Source organism: Pseudomonas sp. GOM6 (assembly GCF_029537485.1).
In the GTDB taxonomy this organism is placed as follows: domain Bacteria; phylum Pseudomonadota; class Gammaproteobacteria; order Pseudomonadales; family Pseudomonadaceae; genus Aquipseudomonas.
In genome coordinates this window covers 1-16,597 of record NZ_JARPUS010000029.1, presented here as the reverse complement: position 1 = coordinate 16,597, position 16,597 = coordinate 1, and the positions used below count along the sequence as shown (strand labels likewise).

General features: G+C 59.0%; 12 protein-coding genes, 1 tRNA gene and 1 pseudogene. All 14 read left to right on the top strand.

The window, feature by feature from the left end; translation table 11 throughout:
• Positions 1-98 (top strand): annotated as a pseudogene (locus P7A97_RS20415) (elongation factor Tu); the annotation flags it as partial.
• 54 nt (positions 99-152) lie between these two features.
• Positions 153-228 (top strand) — tRNA-Trp (locus P7A97_RS20410).
• 48 nt (positions 229-276) lie between these two features.
• Positions 277-645: a preprotein translocase subunit SecE gene (secE, locus tag P7A97_RS20405; protein WP_277692323.1), complete on the top strand. Its 369-nt coding sequence runs from the start codon at positions 277-279 to the stop codon at positions 643-645.
• Between the two features lie 9 nt (positions 646-654).
• Entirely contained in the window at positions 655-1,188 is a 534-nt protein-coding gene (gene nusG, locus P7A97_RS20400; protein ID WP_277692322.1) for a transcription termination/antitermination protein NusG, read from the top strand.
• Positions 1,189-1,307: 119 nt separating this feature from the next.
• A complete protein-coding gene (gene rplK / locus P7A97_RS20395; protein ID WP_004373444.1) occupies positions 1,308-1,739 on the top strand; it encodes a 50S ribosomal protein L11 in 432 nt (143 codons plus the stop codon).
• Positions 1,740-2,435, top strand: a complete 696-nt coding sequence (gene rplA, locus P7A97_RS20390) for a 50S ribosomal protein L1 (RefSeq protein ID WP_277692319.1) — start codon at positions 1,740-1,742, stop codon at positions 2,433-2,435.
• A 209-nt stretch (positions 2,436-2,644) separates the two neighbouring features.
• Positions 2,645-3,145, top strand: coding sequence for a 50S ribosomal protein L10 (gene rplJ / locus P7A97_RS20385; RefSeq protein WP_277692318.1), 501 nt, complete (start codon positions 2,645-2,647; stop codon positions 3,143-3,145).
• A gap of 81 nt (positions 3,146-3,226) precedes the next feature.
• Entirely contained in the window at positions 3,227-3,598 is a 372-nt protein-coding gene (gene rplL, locus P7A97_RS20380) for a 50S ribosomal protein L7/L12 (protein WP_277692316.1), read from the top strand.
• A 221-nt stretch (positions 3,599-3,819) separates the two neighbouring features.
• Positions 3,820-7,893: a DNA-directed RNA polymerase subunit beta gene (gene rpoB, locus P7A97_RS20375; protein WP_277692315.1), complete on the top strand. Its 4,074-nt coding sequence runs from the start codon at positions 3,820-3,822 to the stop codon at positions 7,891-7,893.
• Positions 7,894-7,949: 56 nt separating this feature from the next.
• Positions 7,950-12,149: a DNA-directed RNA polymerase subunit beta' gene (gene rpoC / locus P7A97_RS20370; protein ID WP_277692314.1), complete on the top strand. Its 4,200-nt coding sequence runs from the start codon at positions 7,950-7,952 to the stop codon at positions 12,147-12,149.
• Positions 12,150-12,303: 154 nt separating this feature from the next.
• Entirely contained in the window at positions 12,304-12,675 is a 372-nt protein-coding gene (gene rpsL / locus P7A97_RS20365; protein ID WP_044410932.1) for a 30S ribosomal protein S12, read from the top strand.
• 92 nt (positions 12,676-12,767) lie between these two features.
• Positions 12,768-13,238, top strand: coding sequence for a 30S ribosomal protein S7 (gene rpsG, locus P7A97_RS20360; RefSeq protein WP_277692309.1), 471 nt, complete (start codon positions 12,768-12,770; stop codon positions 13,236-13,238).
• 30 nt (positions 13,239-13,268) lie between these two features.
• Positions 13,269-15,416 carry an elongation factor G gene (gene fusA / locus P7A97_RS20355; protein ID WP_277692306.1) on the top strand — a complete coding sequence of 716 codons (2,148 nt, stop codon included), beginning with the start codon at positions 13,269-13,271 and terminating at the stop codon, positions 15,414-15,416.
• A 30-nt stretch (positions 15,417-15,446) separates the two neighbouring features.
• Positions 15,447-16,597 (top strand): elongation factor Tu (gene tuf, locus P7A97_RS20350; RefSeq protein ID WP_277692305.1); only part of this gene is annotated, 1,151 nt, incomplete at its 3' end.

The following is a 16,597-nucleotide window of genomic DNA, read 5'->3' as shown; positions in this document are numbered from 1 at the left end:
TGATCAAGCCGATCGCCATGGAAGATGGTCTGCGCTTCGCGATTCGCGAAGGCGGTCGTACGGTTGGTGCTGGCGTGGTTGCCAAGATCGTCGAGTAATCGGTTGATCTGATCTTGTTAGGCCGGCATAATGGTCGGCCTGACTTCGATTTTAGGCCAGTAGCTCAATTGGCAGAGCGGCGGTCTCCAAAACCGCAGGTTGGGGGTTCGATTCCCTCCTGGCCTGCCAGATTCCTGATTAATGTGGATCTGGCACTTCTTTTAACAGGGTTATCTCATGAATGCCAAGGCTGAAGCTAAAGACTCCCGCTTTGATGTGCTGAAGTGGCTGGTAGTGGCTGCTCTAGTCATCGCAGGTGTTATCGGCAATCAGTATTTCTCGGCTGAGCCTCTCCTGTATCGCGTGCTTGCTCTGCTGGCTATGGCTGTTGTTGCGGCGTTCGTCGCTCTGCAGACTGCTCGTGGGCAGGCTTTCTTCGCTCTGGCGAAAGAGGCGCGAATCGAAATTCGTAAGGTCGTTTGGCCGAGCCGCCAGGAAACTACGCAGACCACTTTGATTGTGGTGGCGGTTGTTCTGGTGATGGCGCTGCTCCTGTGGGGGTTGGATAGCCTGCTCGGTTGGCTTGTTTCGTTGATTGTCGGTTAAGGGTGTCCCGTGGCTAAGCGTTGGTACGTTGTGCATGCTTACTCGGGTTACGAGAAGCATGTCATGCGCTCACTGATCGAGCGCGTCAAGCTGGCTGGCATGGAAGAGGAGTTTGGCGAAATTCTGGTTCCCACCGAAGAGGTGGTTGAAATGCGTAATGGCCAGAAGCGCAAAAGTGAGCGCAAATTCTTCCCCGGTTATGTGCTGGTGCAGATGGAGATGAGCGAGGCGACTTGGCACCTGATCAAGGATACGCCGCGCGTCATGGGTTTTATTGGTGGTACTGCTGATAAGCCTGCTCCAATTACCGAGAAAGAGGCTGACGCTATCCTGCGTCGCGTTGCCGATAGCGGTGACAAGCCGAAGCCGAAGACGCTGTTCGAGCCGGGCGAAACTGTTCGTGTTGTCGATGGGCCGTTTGCTGACTTTAACGGTGTTGTCGAAGAGGTTAACTACGAGAAGAGCCGTATTCAGGTTGCCGTGCTCATCTTCGGTCGCTCCACGCCGGTGGAGCTGGAGTTCAGCCAGGTCGAGAAGGCTTAACTGGACAATGCATCCCGTACCCCGCAGCTGTTGGCTGCGGGGTTTTGTCGTCACTGGGATAAATGCGTGATTAACCGGGGAGCCTCGGTGAGGCGTTTGACCCGATATTGGAGTAGCTCATGGCTAAGAAGATTCAGGCTTACATCAAGCTGCAAGTAAAGGCCGGTCAGGCCAACCCGTCGCCGCCCGTTGGCCCCGCTCTGGGTCAGCACGGCGTAAACATCATGGAATTCTGCAAGGCGTTCAACGCCAAGACTCAGGGCATGGAACCTGGTCTGCCGACTCCTGTGATCATCACTGTTTACAGCGACCGCAGCTTCACTTTTGAAACCAAAAGCACCCCGGCTTCGGTGCTGCTGAAGAAGGCTGCCGGCCTGACCAGCGGTTCCGCTCGTCCGAACACCGTCAAAGTTGGCACCGTTACACGTGCTCAGCTGGAAGAGATCGCCAAGACCAAGCAGGCTGATCTGACCGCTGCTGACCTGGATGCGGCCGTGCGTACCATCGCCGGCTCCGCGCGTAGCATGGGCCTCAACGTGGAGGGTGTGTAAATGGCTAAGCTGACCAAGCGCCAGAAGGCAATCGCCGAGAAAGTTGAAGCCGGCAAGGCTTACACCTTCGAAGACGCCGCCAAACTGCTGGCCGAGCTGTCGACCGTTAAGTTCACCGAGTCGTTCGACGTGTCCGTGAACCTGGGCGTTGATCCGCGTAAATCCGACCAGGTTGTACGTGGTGCCACCGTTCTGCCGAACGGCACTGGCAAAACCGTACGCGTTGCCGTGTTCACTCAGGGTCCTGGCGTTGAGGCTGCATTGGCTGCCGGCGCTGACAAAGTGGGCATGGACGATCTGGCCGCCGAAATGAAAGCCGGCGATCTGAACTACGACGTAGTTATCGCTTCTCCGGACGCCATGCGCGTTGTTGGCCAGCTGGGTCAGGTTCTTGGCCCGCGCGGTCTGATGCCGAACCCGAAAGTCGGTACCGTGACTCCGGACGTCGCCACTGCCGTGAAGAACGCCAAGGCTGGTCAGGTACGTTTCCGTACCGACAAGAACGGCATCATCCACACCTCCGTTGGCAAGGTCGGCTTCGAAGCCGCTGCGCTGAAGCAGAACGTGGAAGCCCTGCTGAGCGATCTGAAGCGTCTGAAGCCTTCCACTTCGAAAGGCATCTACGTCAAGCGCGTGACCCTGAGCACCACCATGGGTCCGGGCCTGGTGATCGATCAGGCTTCGCTGGAAGCATAAGTGATTTGGCCGGCGGGGATGTATCCGTCGGCCTGTAAAGATTGGGGTCCCTGCCTGGCGGGGGCTATCCAAGACCGTAGGCGGCGCAAGCCTTAAACCAGGACGTTTCTCAAGCCTACGCAGATGGTGCTCCCGATTCGTACCGAATCAGACACCAAAACGACGCCGAGCCTCGGCCCGGCGAAACGGTAACATCCAGGAGTAAACCCGTGGCAATTAAACTCGAAGACAAGAAGGCCATCGTCGCTGAAGTCAACGAGGCTGCCAAAGCCGGTCTGTCCGCTGTCGTGGCTGATGCCCGTGGCGTGACTGTCGGCGCAATGACCGGACTCCGTAAAGAGGCCCGCGAAGCTGGTGTTTACGTGCGTGTCGTACGTAACACCCTGCTCAAGCGCGCCGTTGAAGGCACTCAGTTCGACGTGCTCAACGACGTGTTCAAAGGCCCGACCCTCATCGCGTTCTCCAACGAGCATCCGGGCGCTGCTGCCCGCATCTTCAAGGAATTCGCCAAGGGTCAGGACAAGTTCGAGATCAAGGCAGCTGCGTTCGAGGGCCAGTTCCTCGCAGCAAACCAGATCGACGTGCTGGCAACTCTGCCGACCTACGACGAGGCGATCGCACAGCTGATGAGCGTTATGCAAGGCGCTACCAGCAAGTTCGTTCGTACTCTGGCGGCCGTTCGCGACCAGAAAGAAGGCGTTGCTGCCTAATCCAGGCAAAGCGTCCCTTTCAGTTAATTTGTTTAATTTGATGGCCGCGTAGGCTGTCACCCCAATACAGGAATTAGAGTCATGGCTCTGACCAACGAAGACATCATCAACGCCGTTTCCGAAATGTCCGTGATGCAGGTTGTTGAACTGATCAAGGCAATGGAAGAGAAGTTCGGTGTAACCGCTGCTGCTGCTGTTGCTGCTGGCCCGGCTGCTGGCGCTGCTGCCGCTGCTGAAGAGCAGACCGAGTTCAACGTTGTTCTGGCTGAAGCCGGCGACAAGAAAGTGAACGTGATCAAGGTCGTTCGCGAACTGACCGGTCTGGGTCTGAAAGAAGCGAAAGAGAAAGTCGACACCGCTCCTCAGGTTGTTGCTGAAGGCCTGACCAAGGAAGCTGCTGAAGACGCCAAGAAGAAGCTGGAAGAAGCTGGCGCCAAAGTCGAGCTCAAGTAAGCGACGACCTTGCGTCTGCAGCCGAAGCGGTTCGCTTAAGGCTGATGGCTGGTGGCTAATGCCACCGGCCTTTTTCCGTTATGGGTTGCTGGCCGAAATGCCGCAGCCTATGGCGTGAAGATCCCGCCCGAGGGCGGCGCAAACCAAGGGGTTTGCACGATTTTCTGGGCATTGCCGCCGGCAATGGCCAAATAAGCAGGTGACCAAGCTGGGGAACGCTGATGGCTTACTCATACACTGAGAAAAAACGTATCCGCAAGGACTTTAGCAAGTTGCCGGACGTGATGGATGTGCCTTATCTCCTGGCCATCCAGCTGGATTCGTATCGCGAATTCCTGCAGCAAGGAGTGAGCAAGGAGCAGTTCCGCGACGTTGGCCTGCATGCGGCCTTCAAGTCCGTATTCCCGATCATCAGCTACTCCGGCAATGCTGCTCTGGAGTACGTCGGCTATCGTCTGGGCGAGCCGGCTTTTGACGTCAAGGAATGCGTACTGCGCGGCGTTACTTTCGCCGTGCCGCTGCGCGTGAAAGTCCGTCTGATCATTTTCGACAAAGAGTCGTCGAACAAAGCGATCAAGGACATCAAAGAGCAAGAAGTGTACATGGGCGAAATTCCGCTCATGACCGAGAACGGTACCTTCATCATCAACGGTACCGAGCGCGTCATCGTGTCTCAGCTGCACCGTTCTCCGGGTGTGTTCTTCGACCACGACCGTGGCAAGACGCACAGCTCCGGCAAGCTGCTGTACTCCGCGCGCATCATTCCTTACCGCGGTTCCTGGCTGGACTTCGAGTTCGACCCGAAAGACTGCGTGTTCGTGCGTATCGACCGTCGCCGCAAGCTGCCGGCGTCCGTCCTGCTGCGCGCGCTTGGCTACAGCACCGAGGAAGTGCTGGATGCCTTCTATGCCACCAACGTCTTCCATGTGAAGGGCGAGACCCTTGCGCTGGAGCTGGTTCCCCAGCGCCTGCGCGGTGAAATCGCTGCCTTCGACATCAAGGACGAGAAGGGCAAGGTCATCGTTGAGCAAGGCCGCCGTATCACTGCGCGCCACATCAACCAGATCGACAAGGCCGGCATCAAAGAGCTGGAAGTCCCGATCGACTACCTGCTGGGCCGCACTACCGCCAAGGCTATCGTGCATCCAGCTACCGGCGAGATCGTTGCCGAGTGCAACTCCGAGCTGACTACCGAGTTGCTGGCGAAGATCGTCAAGGCCCAGGTGGTTCGTCTGGAGACCCTGTACACCAACGATATCGACTGCGGTCCGTTCATCTCCGACACGCTGAAGATCGACTCCACCGGCAATCAGCTGGAAGCTCTGGTCGAGATCTACCGCATGATGCGTCCTGGCGAGCCGCCAACCAAGGACGCTGCCGAGACTCTGTTCAACAACCTGTTCTTCAGTGCCGAGCGTTACGACCTGTCCGCCGTTGGCCGCATGAAGTTCAACCGTCGTATCGGTCGCACCGAGATCGAAGGCTCCGGCGTGCTGTCCCGTGAGGACATCGTCGAAGTACTGAAGACCCTGGTCGACATCCGCAACGGCAAGGGCATCGTCGACGACATCGACCACCTGGGCAACCGTCGCGTACGTTGCGTCGGCGAGATGGCCGAGAACCAGTTCCGCGTGGGCCTGGTCCGCGTTGAGCGTGCGGTCAAAGAGCGCCTGTCGATGGCCGAAAGCGAAGGCCTGATGCCGCAGGACCTGATCAACGCCAAGCCGGTTGCGGCGGCGGTGAAGGAGTTCTTCGGTTCCAGTCAGCTTTCGCAGTTCATGGACCAGAACAACCCGCTCTCCGAGATCACCCACAAACGCCGCGTTTCCGCACTCGGCCCAGGCGGTCTGACCCGTGAGCGCGCCGGCTTCGAAGTCCGTGACGTACACCCGACCCACTACGGCCGTGTGTGCCCGATCGAGACGCCTGAAGGTCCGAACATTGGTCTGATCAACTCCCTGGCGGCCTACGCCCGCACCAACCAGTACGGCTTCCTGGAAAGCCCCTACCGTGTGGTCAAGGACACACAGGTTACCGACGAGATCGTCTTCCTGTCCGCCATCGAAGAGGCCGATCACGTGATCGCCCAGGCTTCGGCGACCATGAACGACAAGGGCCAGCTGATCGATGAGCTGGTAACCGTACGTCACCTGAACGAGTTCACCGTCAAGGCGCCGGAAGACGTGACCCTGATGGACGTTTCGCCGAAGCAGGTCGTTTCCGTCGCTGCATCGCTGATCCCGTTCCTCGAGCACGACGACGCCAACCGTGCACTCATGGGCTCCAACATGCAGCGTCAGGCTGTACCGACCCTGCGTGCCGACAAGCCGCTGGTGGGTACTGGCATGGAGCGCAACGTCGCCCGTGACTCCGGTGTCTGCGTCGTAGCCCGCCGTGGTGGCGTGATCGACTCGGTCGATGCCAGCCGTATCGTGGTTCGCGTAGCCGACGACGAAGTTGAAACCGGTGAAGCCGGTGTCGACATCTATAACCTGACCAAGTACACCCGCTCCAACCAGAACACCTGCATCAACCAGCGTCCGCTGGTGAGCAAGGGGGATGTGGTTTCGCGTGGCGACATCATGGCTGACGGCCCGTCTACCGACATGGGTGAACTGGCGCTGGGTCAAAACATGCGCGTGGCGTTCATGCCGTGGAACGGCTTCAACTTCGAAGACTCCATCTGCCTGTCCGAGCGCGTGGTCCAGGAAGATCGCTTCACCACGATCCACATCCAGGAACTGACCTGTGTGGCCCGTGACACCAAGCTCGGCCCAGAGGAAATCACCGCGGACATCCCGAACGTGGGTGAGGCTGCGCTGAACAAATTGGACGAGGCCGGTATCGTCTACGTCGGTGCCGAAGTCATGGCGGGCGACATTCTGGTGGGTAAGGTGACGCCGAAAGGCGAGACCCAACTGACGCCGGAAGAGAAGCTGCTGCGTGCGATCTTCGGTGAGAAGGCGTCCGACGTGAAAGACACCTCCCTGCGCGTGCCGACCGGCACCAAGGGTACCGTCATCGACGTACAGGTCTTCACCCGTGACGGTGTAGAGCGCGACAGCCGCGCCCTGGCCATCGAGAAGCAACAGCTCGACGAGATCCGCAAGGACCTGAACGAAGAGTTCCGCATCGTCGAAGGCGCGACCTTCGAGCGTCTGCGTTCCGCTCTGGTCGGCGCCAAGGCCGAAGGCGGTGCTGGCCTGAAGAAAGGCGCTGAGGTTACCGACGAGTTCCTCGACGGTCTGGAGCGTGGCCAGTGGTTCAAGCTGCGCATGGCAGACGACGCTCTGAATGAGCAGCTGGAGAAGGCCCAGGCCTACATCAGCGACCGTCGCCAGCTGCTGGACGACAAGTTCGAAGACAAGAAGCGCAAGCTGCAACAGGGCGATGACCTGGCGCCGGGCGTACTGAAGATCGTCAAGGTCTACCTGGCCATCAAGCGCCGCATCCAGCCGGGCGACAAGATGGCCGGTCGTCACGGTAACAAGGGTGTTGTCTCGGTGATCATGCCGGTCGAAGACATGCCGCACGACGCCAACGGTACTCCGGTCGACATCGTGCTGAACCCGCTGGGCGTTCCATCGCGTATGAACGTCGGTCAGATCCTCGAAACCCACCTGGGTCTGGCGGCCAAGGGCTTGGGCGAGAAGATCAACCGCATGCTCGAAGAGCAGCGCAAGATCGCCGAGCTGCGCAAGTTCCTGAACGAGATCTACAACGAGATTGGTGGTCGTCAGGAAAGCCTGGATACCTTCTCCGACACCGAGATCCTCGAGCTGGCGAAGAACCTGAAGGGCGGCGTACCTATGGCGACTGCCGTGTTCGACGGTGCCAAGGAAAGCGAGATCAAGGCCATGCTGAAGCTGGCTGATCTGCCGGAAAGCGGTCAGATGCGCCTGTTCGACGGTCGTACCGGTAACCAGTTCGAGCGTCCGACCACCGTCGGCTACATGTACATGCTCAAGCTGAACCACCTGGTCGACGACAAGATGCACGCTCGTTCCACCGGTTCCTACAGCCTGGTTACCCAGCAGCCGCTGGGTGGTAAGGCGCAGTTCGGTGGTCAGCGCTTCGGTGAGATGGAGGTCTGGGCGCTGGAAGCCTACGGCGCCGCCTACACCCTGCAGGAAATGCTGACCGTGAAGTCGGACGACGTGAACGGCCGGACCAAGATGTACAAGAACATCGTGGACGGCGATCACCGCATGGAGGCCGGCATGCCGGAGTCCTTCAACGTGTTGATCAAAGAAATCCGTTCGCTCGGCATCGACATCGAACTGGAAACCGAATAACACGCCTTGCTGCGGCCGCACTGTCGGCCGCAGCAGGTCCGTGAGGAGGAAAGGCCTTGAAAGACTTGCTGAATCTGTTGAAAAACCAGGGTCAGGTTGAAGAGTTCGATGCGATTCGTATCGGTCTGGCTTCGCCGGAAATGATCCGTTCCTGGTCCTTCGGTGAAGTGAAAAAGCCGGAGACCATCAACTACCGTACCTTCAAGCCCGAGCGCGATGGTCTGTTCTGCGCCAAGATCTTTGGCCCGGTCAAGGACTACGAGTGCCTGTGCGGCAAGTACAAGCGCCTCAAGCACCGCGGTGTAATCTGCGAGAAGTGTGGCGTGGAAGTGGCCCTGGCCAAGGTCCGTCGTGAGCGCATGGCGCACATCGAGCTGGCTTCGCCGGTTGCCCACATCTGGTTCCTGAAGTCGCTGCCGTCCCGTATCGGCCTGCTGCTGGACATGACCCTGCGTGACATCGAGCGCGTGCTCTATTTCGAGAGCTACGTGGTGATCGACCCGGGCATGACCACCCTGGAAAAGAACCAGCTGCTGAACGACGAGCAGTACTTCGAAGCTCTCGAAGAGTTCGGTGACGACTTCGACGCGCGCATGGGCGCCGAGGCCGTTCGCGAGCTGCTCAACGCTATCGATCTGGATCACGAAATCGGCCGTCTGCGCGAAGAAATCCCGCAGACCAACTCCGAGACCAAGATCAAGAAGCTGTCCAAGCGCCTGAAGTTGATGGAAGCCTTCAAGGACTCCGGCAACCACCCGGAGTGGATGGTCCTGACCGTTCTGCCGGTTCTGCCGCCGGATCTGCGTCCGCTGGTTCCGCTGGATGGCGGCCGCTTCGCGACTTCCGATCTGAACGATCTGTACCGTCGCGTGATCAACCGTAACAACCGTCTGAAGCGCCTGCTCGACCTGTCGGCGCCGGACATCATCGTGCGCAACGAAAAGCGCATGCTGCAGGAAGCGGTCGACGCCCTGCTCGACAACGGCCGTCGCGGTCGCGCCATCACTGGCTCGAACAAGCGTCCGCTGAAGTCGCTGGCCGACATGATCAAAGGTAAACAGGGTCGCTTCCGTCAGAACCTGCTTGGTAAGCGCGTGGACTACTCCGGTCGTTCCGTAATTACCGTAGGCCCGACCCTGCGCCTGCACCAGTGCGGTCTGCCGAAGAAGATGGCGCTTGAGCTGTTCAAGCCGTTCATTTTCGGCAAGCTGGAAATGCGCGGCATGGCCACCACCATCAAGGCGGCCAAGAAGATGGTCGAGCGCGAGCTGCCCGAGGTCTGGGACGTTCTCGCCGAAGTCATCCGCGAACATCCCGTGCTGCTGAACCGTGCGCCGACTCTGCACCGTCTGGGTATCCAGGCGTTCGAGCCGGTACTGATCGAAGGTAAAGCGATCCAGCTGCACCCGCTGGTCTGCGCCGCGTACAACGCCGACTTCGACGGTGACCAGATGGCCGTGCACGTGCCGCTGACCCTCGAGGCCCAGCTGGAAGCGCGCGCGCTGATGATGTCGACCAACAACGTACTGTCGCCTGCCAACGGCGAGCCGATCATCGTACCGTCGCAGGACGTGGTACTGGGTCTGTACTACATGACCCGTGAAGCCGTTAACGCCAAGGGCGAAGGTCGCGTGTTCGCCGACCTGCAGGAAGTCGACCGCGTGTTCCGCGCCGGCGAGGCTTCGCTGCACGCCCGCGTCAAGGTCCGTATCAACGAGACCGTGAAGCAGAAAGACGGCAGCCTGGTGAAAAACACCCGCATCGTTGACACCACTGTCGGCCGTGCCCTGCTGTTCCAGATCGTACCGGCTGGCCTGTCCTATGACGTGGTCAACCAGTCGATGAAGAAGAAGGCGATCTCCAAGCTGATCAACCAGTGCTACCGCACCGTGGGTCTGAAGGACACCGTGATCTTCGCCGACCAGCTGATGTACACCGGTTTCGCCTACTCGACCATCTCTGGTGTGTCGATCGGCGTGAACGACTTCGTTATCCCGGATGAAAAGGCGCGCATCATCGACGCCGCGACCGAGGAAGTGAAGGAAATCGAATCGCAGTACGCCTCCGGCCTGGTCACCCAGGGCGAGAAGTACAACAAGGTGATCGACCTGTGGTCCAAGGCCAACGACGAAGTGTCCAAGGCAATGATGGCCAACCTGTCGAAAGAGCCGGTTGTCGATCGCGAAGGCAACACTGTCGAGCAGGAGTCCTTCAACTCCATGTACATGATGGCGGACTCCGGTGCTCGTGGTAGCGCTGCTCAGATCCGTCAGCTGGCCGGTATGCGTGGCCTGATGGCCAAGCCGGACGGCTCCATCATCGAGACGCCGATCACCGCGAACTTCCGTGAAGGTCTGAACGTACTGCAGTACTTCATCTCCACTCACGGTGCTCGTAAGGGTCTGGCGGATACCGCGCTGAAGACCGCGAACTCCGGTTACCTGACCCGTCGTCTGGTCGACGTGGCGCAGGATCTGGTCGTGACCGAAGTCGACTGTGGCACCGAACATGGTCTGCTGATGACGCCGCACATCGAAGGCGGCGACGTGGTCGAGCCGCTCGGTGAGCGCGTGCTCGGCCGTGTGATTGCCAAGGACGTGCCGAAGCCGGGCACCGACGAAATCATCGTCCCGGCCGGCACCTTGGTCGACGAGAAGTGGGTCGAGTTCATCGAGCGTAACAGCATCGACGAAGTGGTCGTGCGTTCGCCGATCACCTGTGAAACCCGCTACGGCATCTGCTCCAGCTGCTACGGCCGTGATCTGGCCCGCGGTCATCAGGTCAACATCGGTGAGGCTGTCGGCGTTATCGCTGCCCAGTCGATCGGTGAGCCGGGTACCCAGCTGACCATGCGTACCTTCCACATCGGTGGTGCGGCCAGCCGTACTTCCGCGGCCGACAACGTCCAGGTGAAGAATGGTGGTGCGATCCGCCTGCACAACCTGAAGCACGTTGAACGTGCCGACGGTAGCCTGGTAGCCGTCTCTCGTTCCGGCGAACTGGCCGTGGCCGACGAGTTCGGTCGCGAGCGTGAGCGTTATAAGCTGCCGTATGGTGCTGTTCTTTCTGTTAAGGAAGGCGACAAGGTCGATGCTGGCGCTATCGTCGCCAAGTGGGATCCGCACACCCACCCGATCGTGACCGAGATGAAGGGTACCGTGACCTTCTCCGGCATGGAGGAGGGCATCACCATCAAGCGCCAGACCGACGAGCTGACCGGTCTGACCAACATCGAAGTGATGGATCCGAAGGATCGTCCGGCTGCTGGCAAGGACATCCGTCCGGCCATCAAGCTGGTGGATGCCAACGGCAAAGAGCTGCTGCTGCCGGGCACCGACGTTCCGGCCCAGTACTTCCTGCCGGCCAACGCCCTGGTCGGTGTGGCTGACGGTGCGCAGATCGGTGTCGGTGACGTCATCGCCCGTATCCCGCAGGAAACCTCGAAGACCCGCGACATCACCGGTGGTCTGCCGCGCGTTGCCGACCTGTTCGAAGCGCGTCGTCCGAAGGAGCCGTCGATCCTGGCGGAAATCAGCGGCACCATCAGCTTCGGTAAAGAGACCAAGGGCAAGCGCCGTCTGGTCATCACGCCGACCGATGGCAGCGATCCGTACGAGGAGCTGATTCCGAAGTGGCGCCACCTGAACGTGTTCGAAGGTGAGCAGGTCAACAAGGGTGAAGTGATCTCCGACGGTCCGAGCAACCCGCACGACATCCTGCGTCTGCTGGGCGTCAGTGCGCTGGCCAAGTACATCGTCAACGAGATCCAGGACGTTTACCGCCTGCAGGGCGTGAAGATCAACGACAAGCACATCGAGACCATCCTGCGTCAGATGCTGCGCAAGGTCGAAGTGACCGAGTCCGGTGACTCCAGCTTCATCAAGGGTGACCAGATGGAGCTGACCCAGGTGCTGGAAGAGAACGAAGTGCTGGCCGGCGAAGACAAGTTCATCGCCAAGTACGAGCGCGTTCTGCTGGGTATCACCAAGGCCTCGCTGTCGACCGAGTCGTTCATCTCCGCGGCTTCCTTCCAGGAAACCACCCGCGTCCTCACCGAGGCGGCGGTTACCGGCAAGCGTGACTACCTGCGCGGCCTGAAGGAAAACGTGGTGGTGGGCCGTCTGATCCCGGCCGGTACCGGTCTGGCCTATCACAGCGAGCGCAAGCGTCGCCGTGATGCCGACAAGCCGCAGCGTGTGAGTGCCAGCGAAGTGGAAGCGGCGCTGACCGAAGCGCTGAACTCCAGCGGCAACTGATTAGACAGGCCCCAGGCGAGTAATCGCCTGGGGCTTTGTCTTGACTAGGGTTGTGAGTCTCTTTAGACTCATGCACCCCTAAATTTGGCAGGGCGATTGCTCTGCCATTTTGCTTTAGGGCAATAGCGTCGAAAGACAACAGTGGAGCTTATAGATGGCAACTATCAACCAGCTGGTACGCCAGCCGCGCAAGCGCATCGTCGACAAGAGCGACGTGCCTGCGCTGCAGAACTGCCCGCAGCGCCGTGGCGTGTGCACTCGCGTGTACACCACCACGCCGAAGAAACCGAACTCCGCACTGCGTAAAGTGTGCCGTGTTCGCCTGACCAATGGTTTCGAAGTCACCTCCTATATCGGTGGTGAGGGTCACAACCTGCAAGAGCACAGCGTCGTGCTGATCCGTGGCGGTCGTGTAAAAGACCTTCCGGGTGTGCGCTACCACACTGTTCGCGGTTCGCTGGATACCACCGGCGTTAAAGACCGTAAGCAGGGTCGCTCGAAGTACGGTACCAAGCGTCCGAAGTAAGTTCGGTTCGCCATTTTTCTTTTTATTGAGTCGATAAGAGTAAGGTCGGGCATTTGTCCTGAACTAACCTGAAGACCGTTTGAGGGCTTATCATGCCAAGACGTCGTGTAGCAGCTAAGCGTGAGATTCTGGACGATCCGAAATACGGAAGCCAAATCCTCGCCAAATTCATGAACCACGTGATGGAAAGCGGCAAAAAGGCAGTGGCTGAGCGCATCGTTTACGGTGCCCTGGAGACTGTTAAGCAGCGCAAGAACAGCGATCCCCTGGAGATCTTCGAGAAAGCTCTCGACGCCATCGCTCCGCTGGTCGAAGTTAAGTCCCGCCGTGTAGGCGGTGCTACCTACCAGGTTCCGGTCGAAGTTCGTCCGTCCCGTCGTAACGCTCTTGCCATGCGTTGGCTGGTAGATTTCGCCCGCAAGCGCGGCGAGAAGTCTATGGCTCTGCGCCTGGCTGGTGAGCTGCTGGATGCTGCTGAAGGCAAAGGCGCCGCCGTCAAGAAGCGCGAAGACGTACACCGTATGGCCGAGGCCAACAAAGCGTTCTCGCACTACCGCTTCTAATCACGGCTTCCATTCTTTTGCGAGGGCTTTATGGCTCGTACTACAGCAATTAACCGCTACCGGAACATTGGTATCTGTGCCCACGTTGACGCGGGCAAGACCACCACTACCGAGCGGATCCTGTTCTACACAGGTCTCAGCCACAAGATGGGTGAGGTTCACGACGGCGCTGCAACCACCGACTGGATGGTGCAGGAGCAGGAGCGCGGTATCACCATCACTTCCGCAGCGATCACGACCTTCTGGGAAGGTTCGCGCGGTCAGTACGACAAGTACCGTGTAAACGTCATCGATACCCCCGGTCACGTAGACTTCACCATTGAAGTTGAGCGCTCCCTGCGCGTGCTGGACGGTGCGGTCGTGGTGTTCTGCGGCACCTCCGGTGTTGAGCCGCAGTCCGAAACCGTATGGCGTCAGGCCAACAAGTACGGTGTTCCGCGTATCGTGTACGTGAACAAGATGGACCGTGCTGGCGCTGACTTCCTGCGCGTTGTGGGTCAGATCAAGAACCGCCTGGGTCACACTCCGGTTCCGATCCAGATCGCCATCGGCGCCGAAGATGACTATCAGGGGCAGGTTGATCTGCTCAAGATGAAGGCCATCTACTGGAACGAAGACGACAAGGGCACCAGCTACCGCGAGGAAGAAATTCCGGCTGAGTTGGTTGACCTGGCCAGCGAGTGGCGCAACAACATGGTTGAGGCGGCTGCCGAGGCCAGCGAAGAGCTGATGAACAAGTACCTCGAAGAGGGTGACCTCTCCATTGAGGACATCAAGGCTGGTCTGCGTATGCGTACCATCGCTTGTGAAATCGTTCCGGCTGTTTGCGGTTCCTCGTTCAAGAACAAGGGTGTGCCCCTGGTTCTCGACGCCGTGATCGACTTCCTGCCTGCTCCGACCGAGATTCCGGCAATTAAGGGTATCCACCCTGACCTGGCCGACACTCCGAAGGATGAGGTTACCGAAGATCAGCTCGATGAGCGTCACGCTGACGACGCTGCGCCGTTCTCTGCTCTGGCGTTCAAGATCGCAACCGACCCGTTCGTGGGAACCTTGACCTTCGTTCGCGTTTACTCGGGCGTTCTGGAGTCCGGCCAGTCGGTCGTCAACTCCGTGAAAGGCAAGAAAGAGCGCGTTGGTCGTATGGTGCAGATGCATGCCAACCAGCGTGACGAGATCAAGGAAGTGCGCGCGGGCGACATCGCTGCTCTGATCGGCATGAAGGACGTCACCACCGGTGACACCCTCTGCGATATCGAGAAGCCGATCATCCTCGAGCGTATGGACTTCCCGGAGCCGGTCATTTCGGTGGCTGTTGAGCCGAAGACCAAGGCTGACCAGGAGAAGATGGGTATTGCTCTGGGCAAGCTGGCTCAGGAAGACCCGTCCTTCCGCGTCAAGACTGACGAGGAAACCGGTCAGACCATCATCTCCGGTATGGGTGAGCTGCACCTGGACATCCTCGTTGACCGCATGAAGCGCGAGTTCAACGTCGAGGCCAACATCGGCAAGCCGCAGGTTTCCTATCGCGAAACCATCTCCAAGGATAATGTGGAGATCGAAGGCAAGTTCGTGCGTCAGTCGGGTGGTCGTGGTCAGTTCGGTCACTGCTGGATTCGTTTCTCGACTCCGGACGTGGACGACAAGGGCAACATCACTGAAGGTCTGGTGTTCACCAACGAAGTCGTGGGTGGTGTGGTTCCGAAGGAATACATCCCGGCGATCCAGAAGGGTATCGAGGAGCAGATGAAGAACGGCGTTGTTGCCGGCTATCCGCTGATCGGCCTGAAGGCTACCGTGTTCGATGGTTCCTACCACGACGTCGACTCCAACGAGATGGCGTTCAAGATCGCTGCCTCCATGGCGACCAAGCAGCTGGCCCAGAAGGGCGGCGGCAAGGTGCTGGAGCCGATCATGAAAGTGGAAGTGGTGACCCCAGAGGACTACATGGGTGACGTGATGGGTGACCTGAACCGTCGTCGTGGTCTGATCCAGGGTATGGAAGATTCGGTATCCGGTAAGGTTATTCGTGCCGAGGTTCCGCTGGGCGAGATGTTCGGTTATGCAACCGACGTTCGTTCCATGTCCCAGGGTCGCGCGAGCTACTCCATGGAATTCTCCAAGTACGCAGAAGCTCCGTCGAACATCGTCGAAGCGCTGGTTAAAAAACAAGGCTAATCCCGCCCTTTAAGTAAGAGGTTTACTGTCGTGGCTAAGGAAAAATTCGAACGTAACAAACCGCACGTCAACGTCGGCACCATCGGTCACGTTGACCACGGTAAAACCACTCTGACCGCTGCTCTGACCCGCGTCTGCTCCGAAGTTTTCGGTTCGGCCAAGGTCGACTTCGACAAGATCGACTCGGCTCCGGAAGAGAAGGCTCGTGGTATCACCATCAACACCGCGCACGTAGAGTACGACTCCGAAGTCCGTCACTACGCGCACGTTGACTGCCCGGGTCACGCTGACTACGTCAAGAACATGATCACCGGTGCTGCCCAGATGGACGGCGCGATCCTGGTTTGCTCCGCTGCTGACGGCCCGATGCCGCAGACACGCGAGCACATCCTGCTGTCTCGTCAGGTAGGCGTTCCTTACATTGTCGTGTTCCTGAACAAGGCCGACATGGTTGATGATGCTGAGCTGCTGGAACTGGTCGAGATGGAAGTTCGCGACCTGCTGAGCACCTACGACTTCCCGGGTGACGACACTCCGATCATCATCGGCTCCGCGCTGATGGCTCTGAACGGTGAAGACACCAACGAAATGGGCACCAGCGCTGTTAAGAAGCTGGTTGAAACTCTGGATACCTACATTCCGGAGCCGGTTCGTGCCATCGACAAGCCGTTCCTGATGCCGATCGAAGACGTGTTCTCGATCTCCGGTCGCGGCACCGTGGTTACCGGTCGTGTTGAGCGCGGTATCGTCAAGGTTCAGGAAGAAATCGAAATCGTTGGTCTGCGTGATACCACCAAGACCACCTGCACCGGCGTTGAAATGTTCCGCAAGCTGCTCGACGAAGGTCGTGCTGGTGAGAACTGTGGCGTTCTGCTGCGCGGCACCAAGCGTGACGACGTAGAGCGTGGTCAGGTTCTGGCCAAGCCGGGCACCATCAAGCCGCACACCAAGTTCGAAGCTGAAGTGTATGTGCTGTCCAAAGAAGAAGGCGGTCGTCACACCCCGTTCTTCAAGGGCTACCGTCCGCAGTTCTACTTCCGTACCACTGACGTAACCGGTTCGTGCGAACTGCCGGAAGGCGTTGAGATGGTAATGCCGGGCGACAACATCAAGATGGTTGTTACCCTGATCAAGCCGATCGCCATGGAAGATGGTCTGCGCTTCGCGATTCGCGAAGGCGG

Coding starts and splice junctions, on each gene's coding strand:
- rpsG (WP_277692309.1), top strand. CDS start 12,768: ATGCCAAGACGTCGTGTAGCAGCTAAGCGTGAGATTCTGGACGATCCG.
- rplA (WP_277692319.1), top strand. CDS start 1,740: ATGGCTAAGCTGACCAAGCGCCAGAAGGCAATCGCCGAGAAAGTTGAA.
- fusA (WP_277692306.1), top strand. CDS start 13,269: ATGGCTCGTACTACAGCAATTAACCGCTACCGGAACATTGGTATCTGT.
- rplL (WP_277692316.1), top strand. CDS start 3,227: ATGGCTCTGACCAACGAAGACATCATCAACGCCGTTTCCGAAATGTCC.
- secE (WP_277692323.1), top strand. CDS start 277: ATGAATGCCAAGGCTGAAGCTAAAGACTCCCGCTTTGATGTGCTGAAG.
- rpsL (WP_044410932.1), top strand. CDS start 12,304: ATGGCAACTATCAACCAGCTGGTACGCCAGCCGCGCAAGCGCATCGTC.
- rpoB (WP_277692315.1), top strand. CDS start 3,820: ATGGCTTACTCATACACTGAGAAAAAACGTATCCGCAAGGACTTTAGC.
- rplK (WP_004373444.1), top strand. CDS start 1,308: ATGGCTAAGAAGATTCAGGCTTACATCAAGCTGCAAGTAAAGGCCGGT.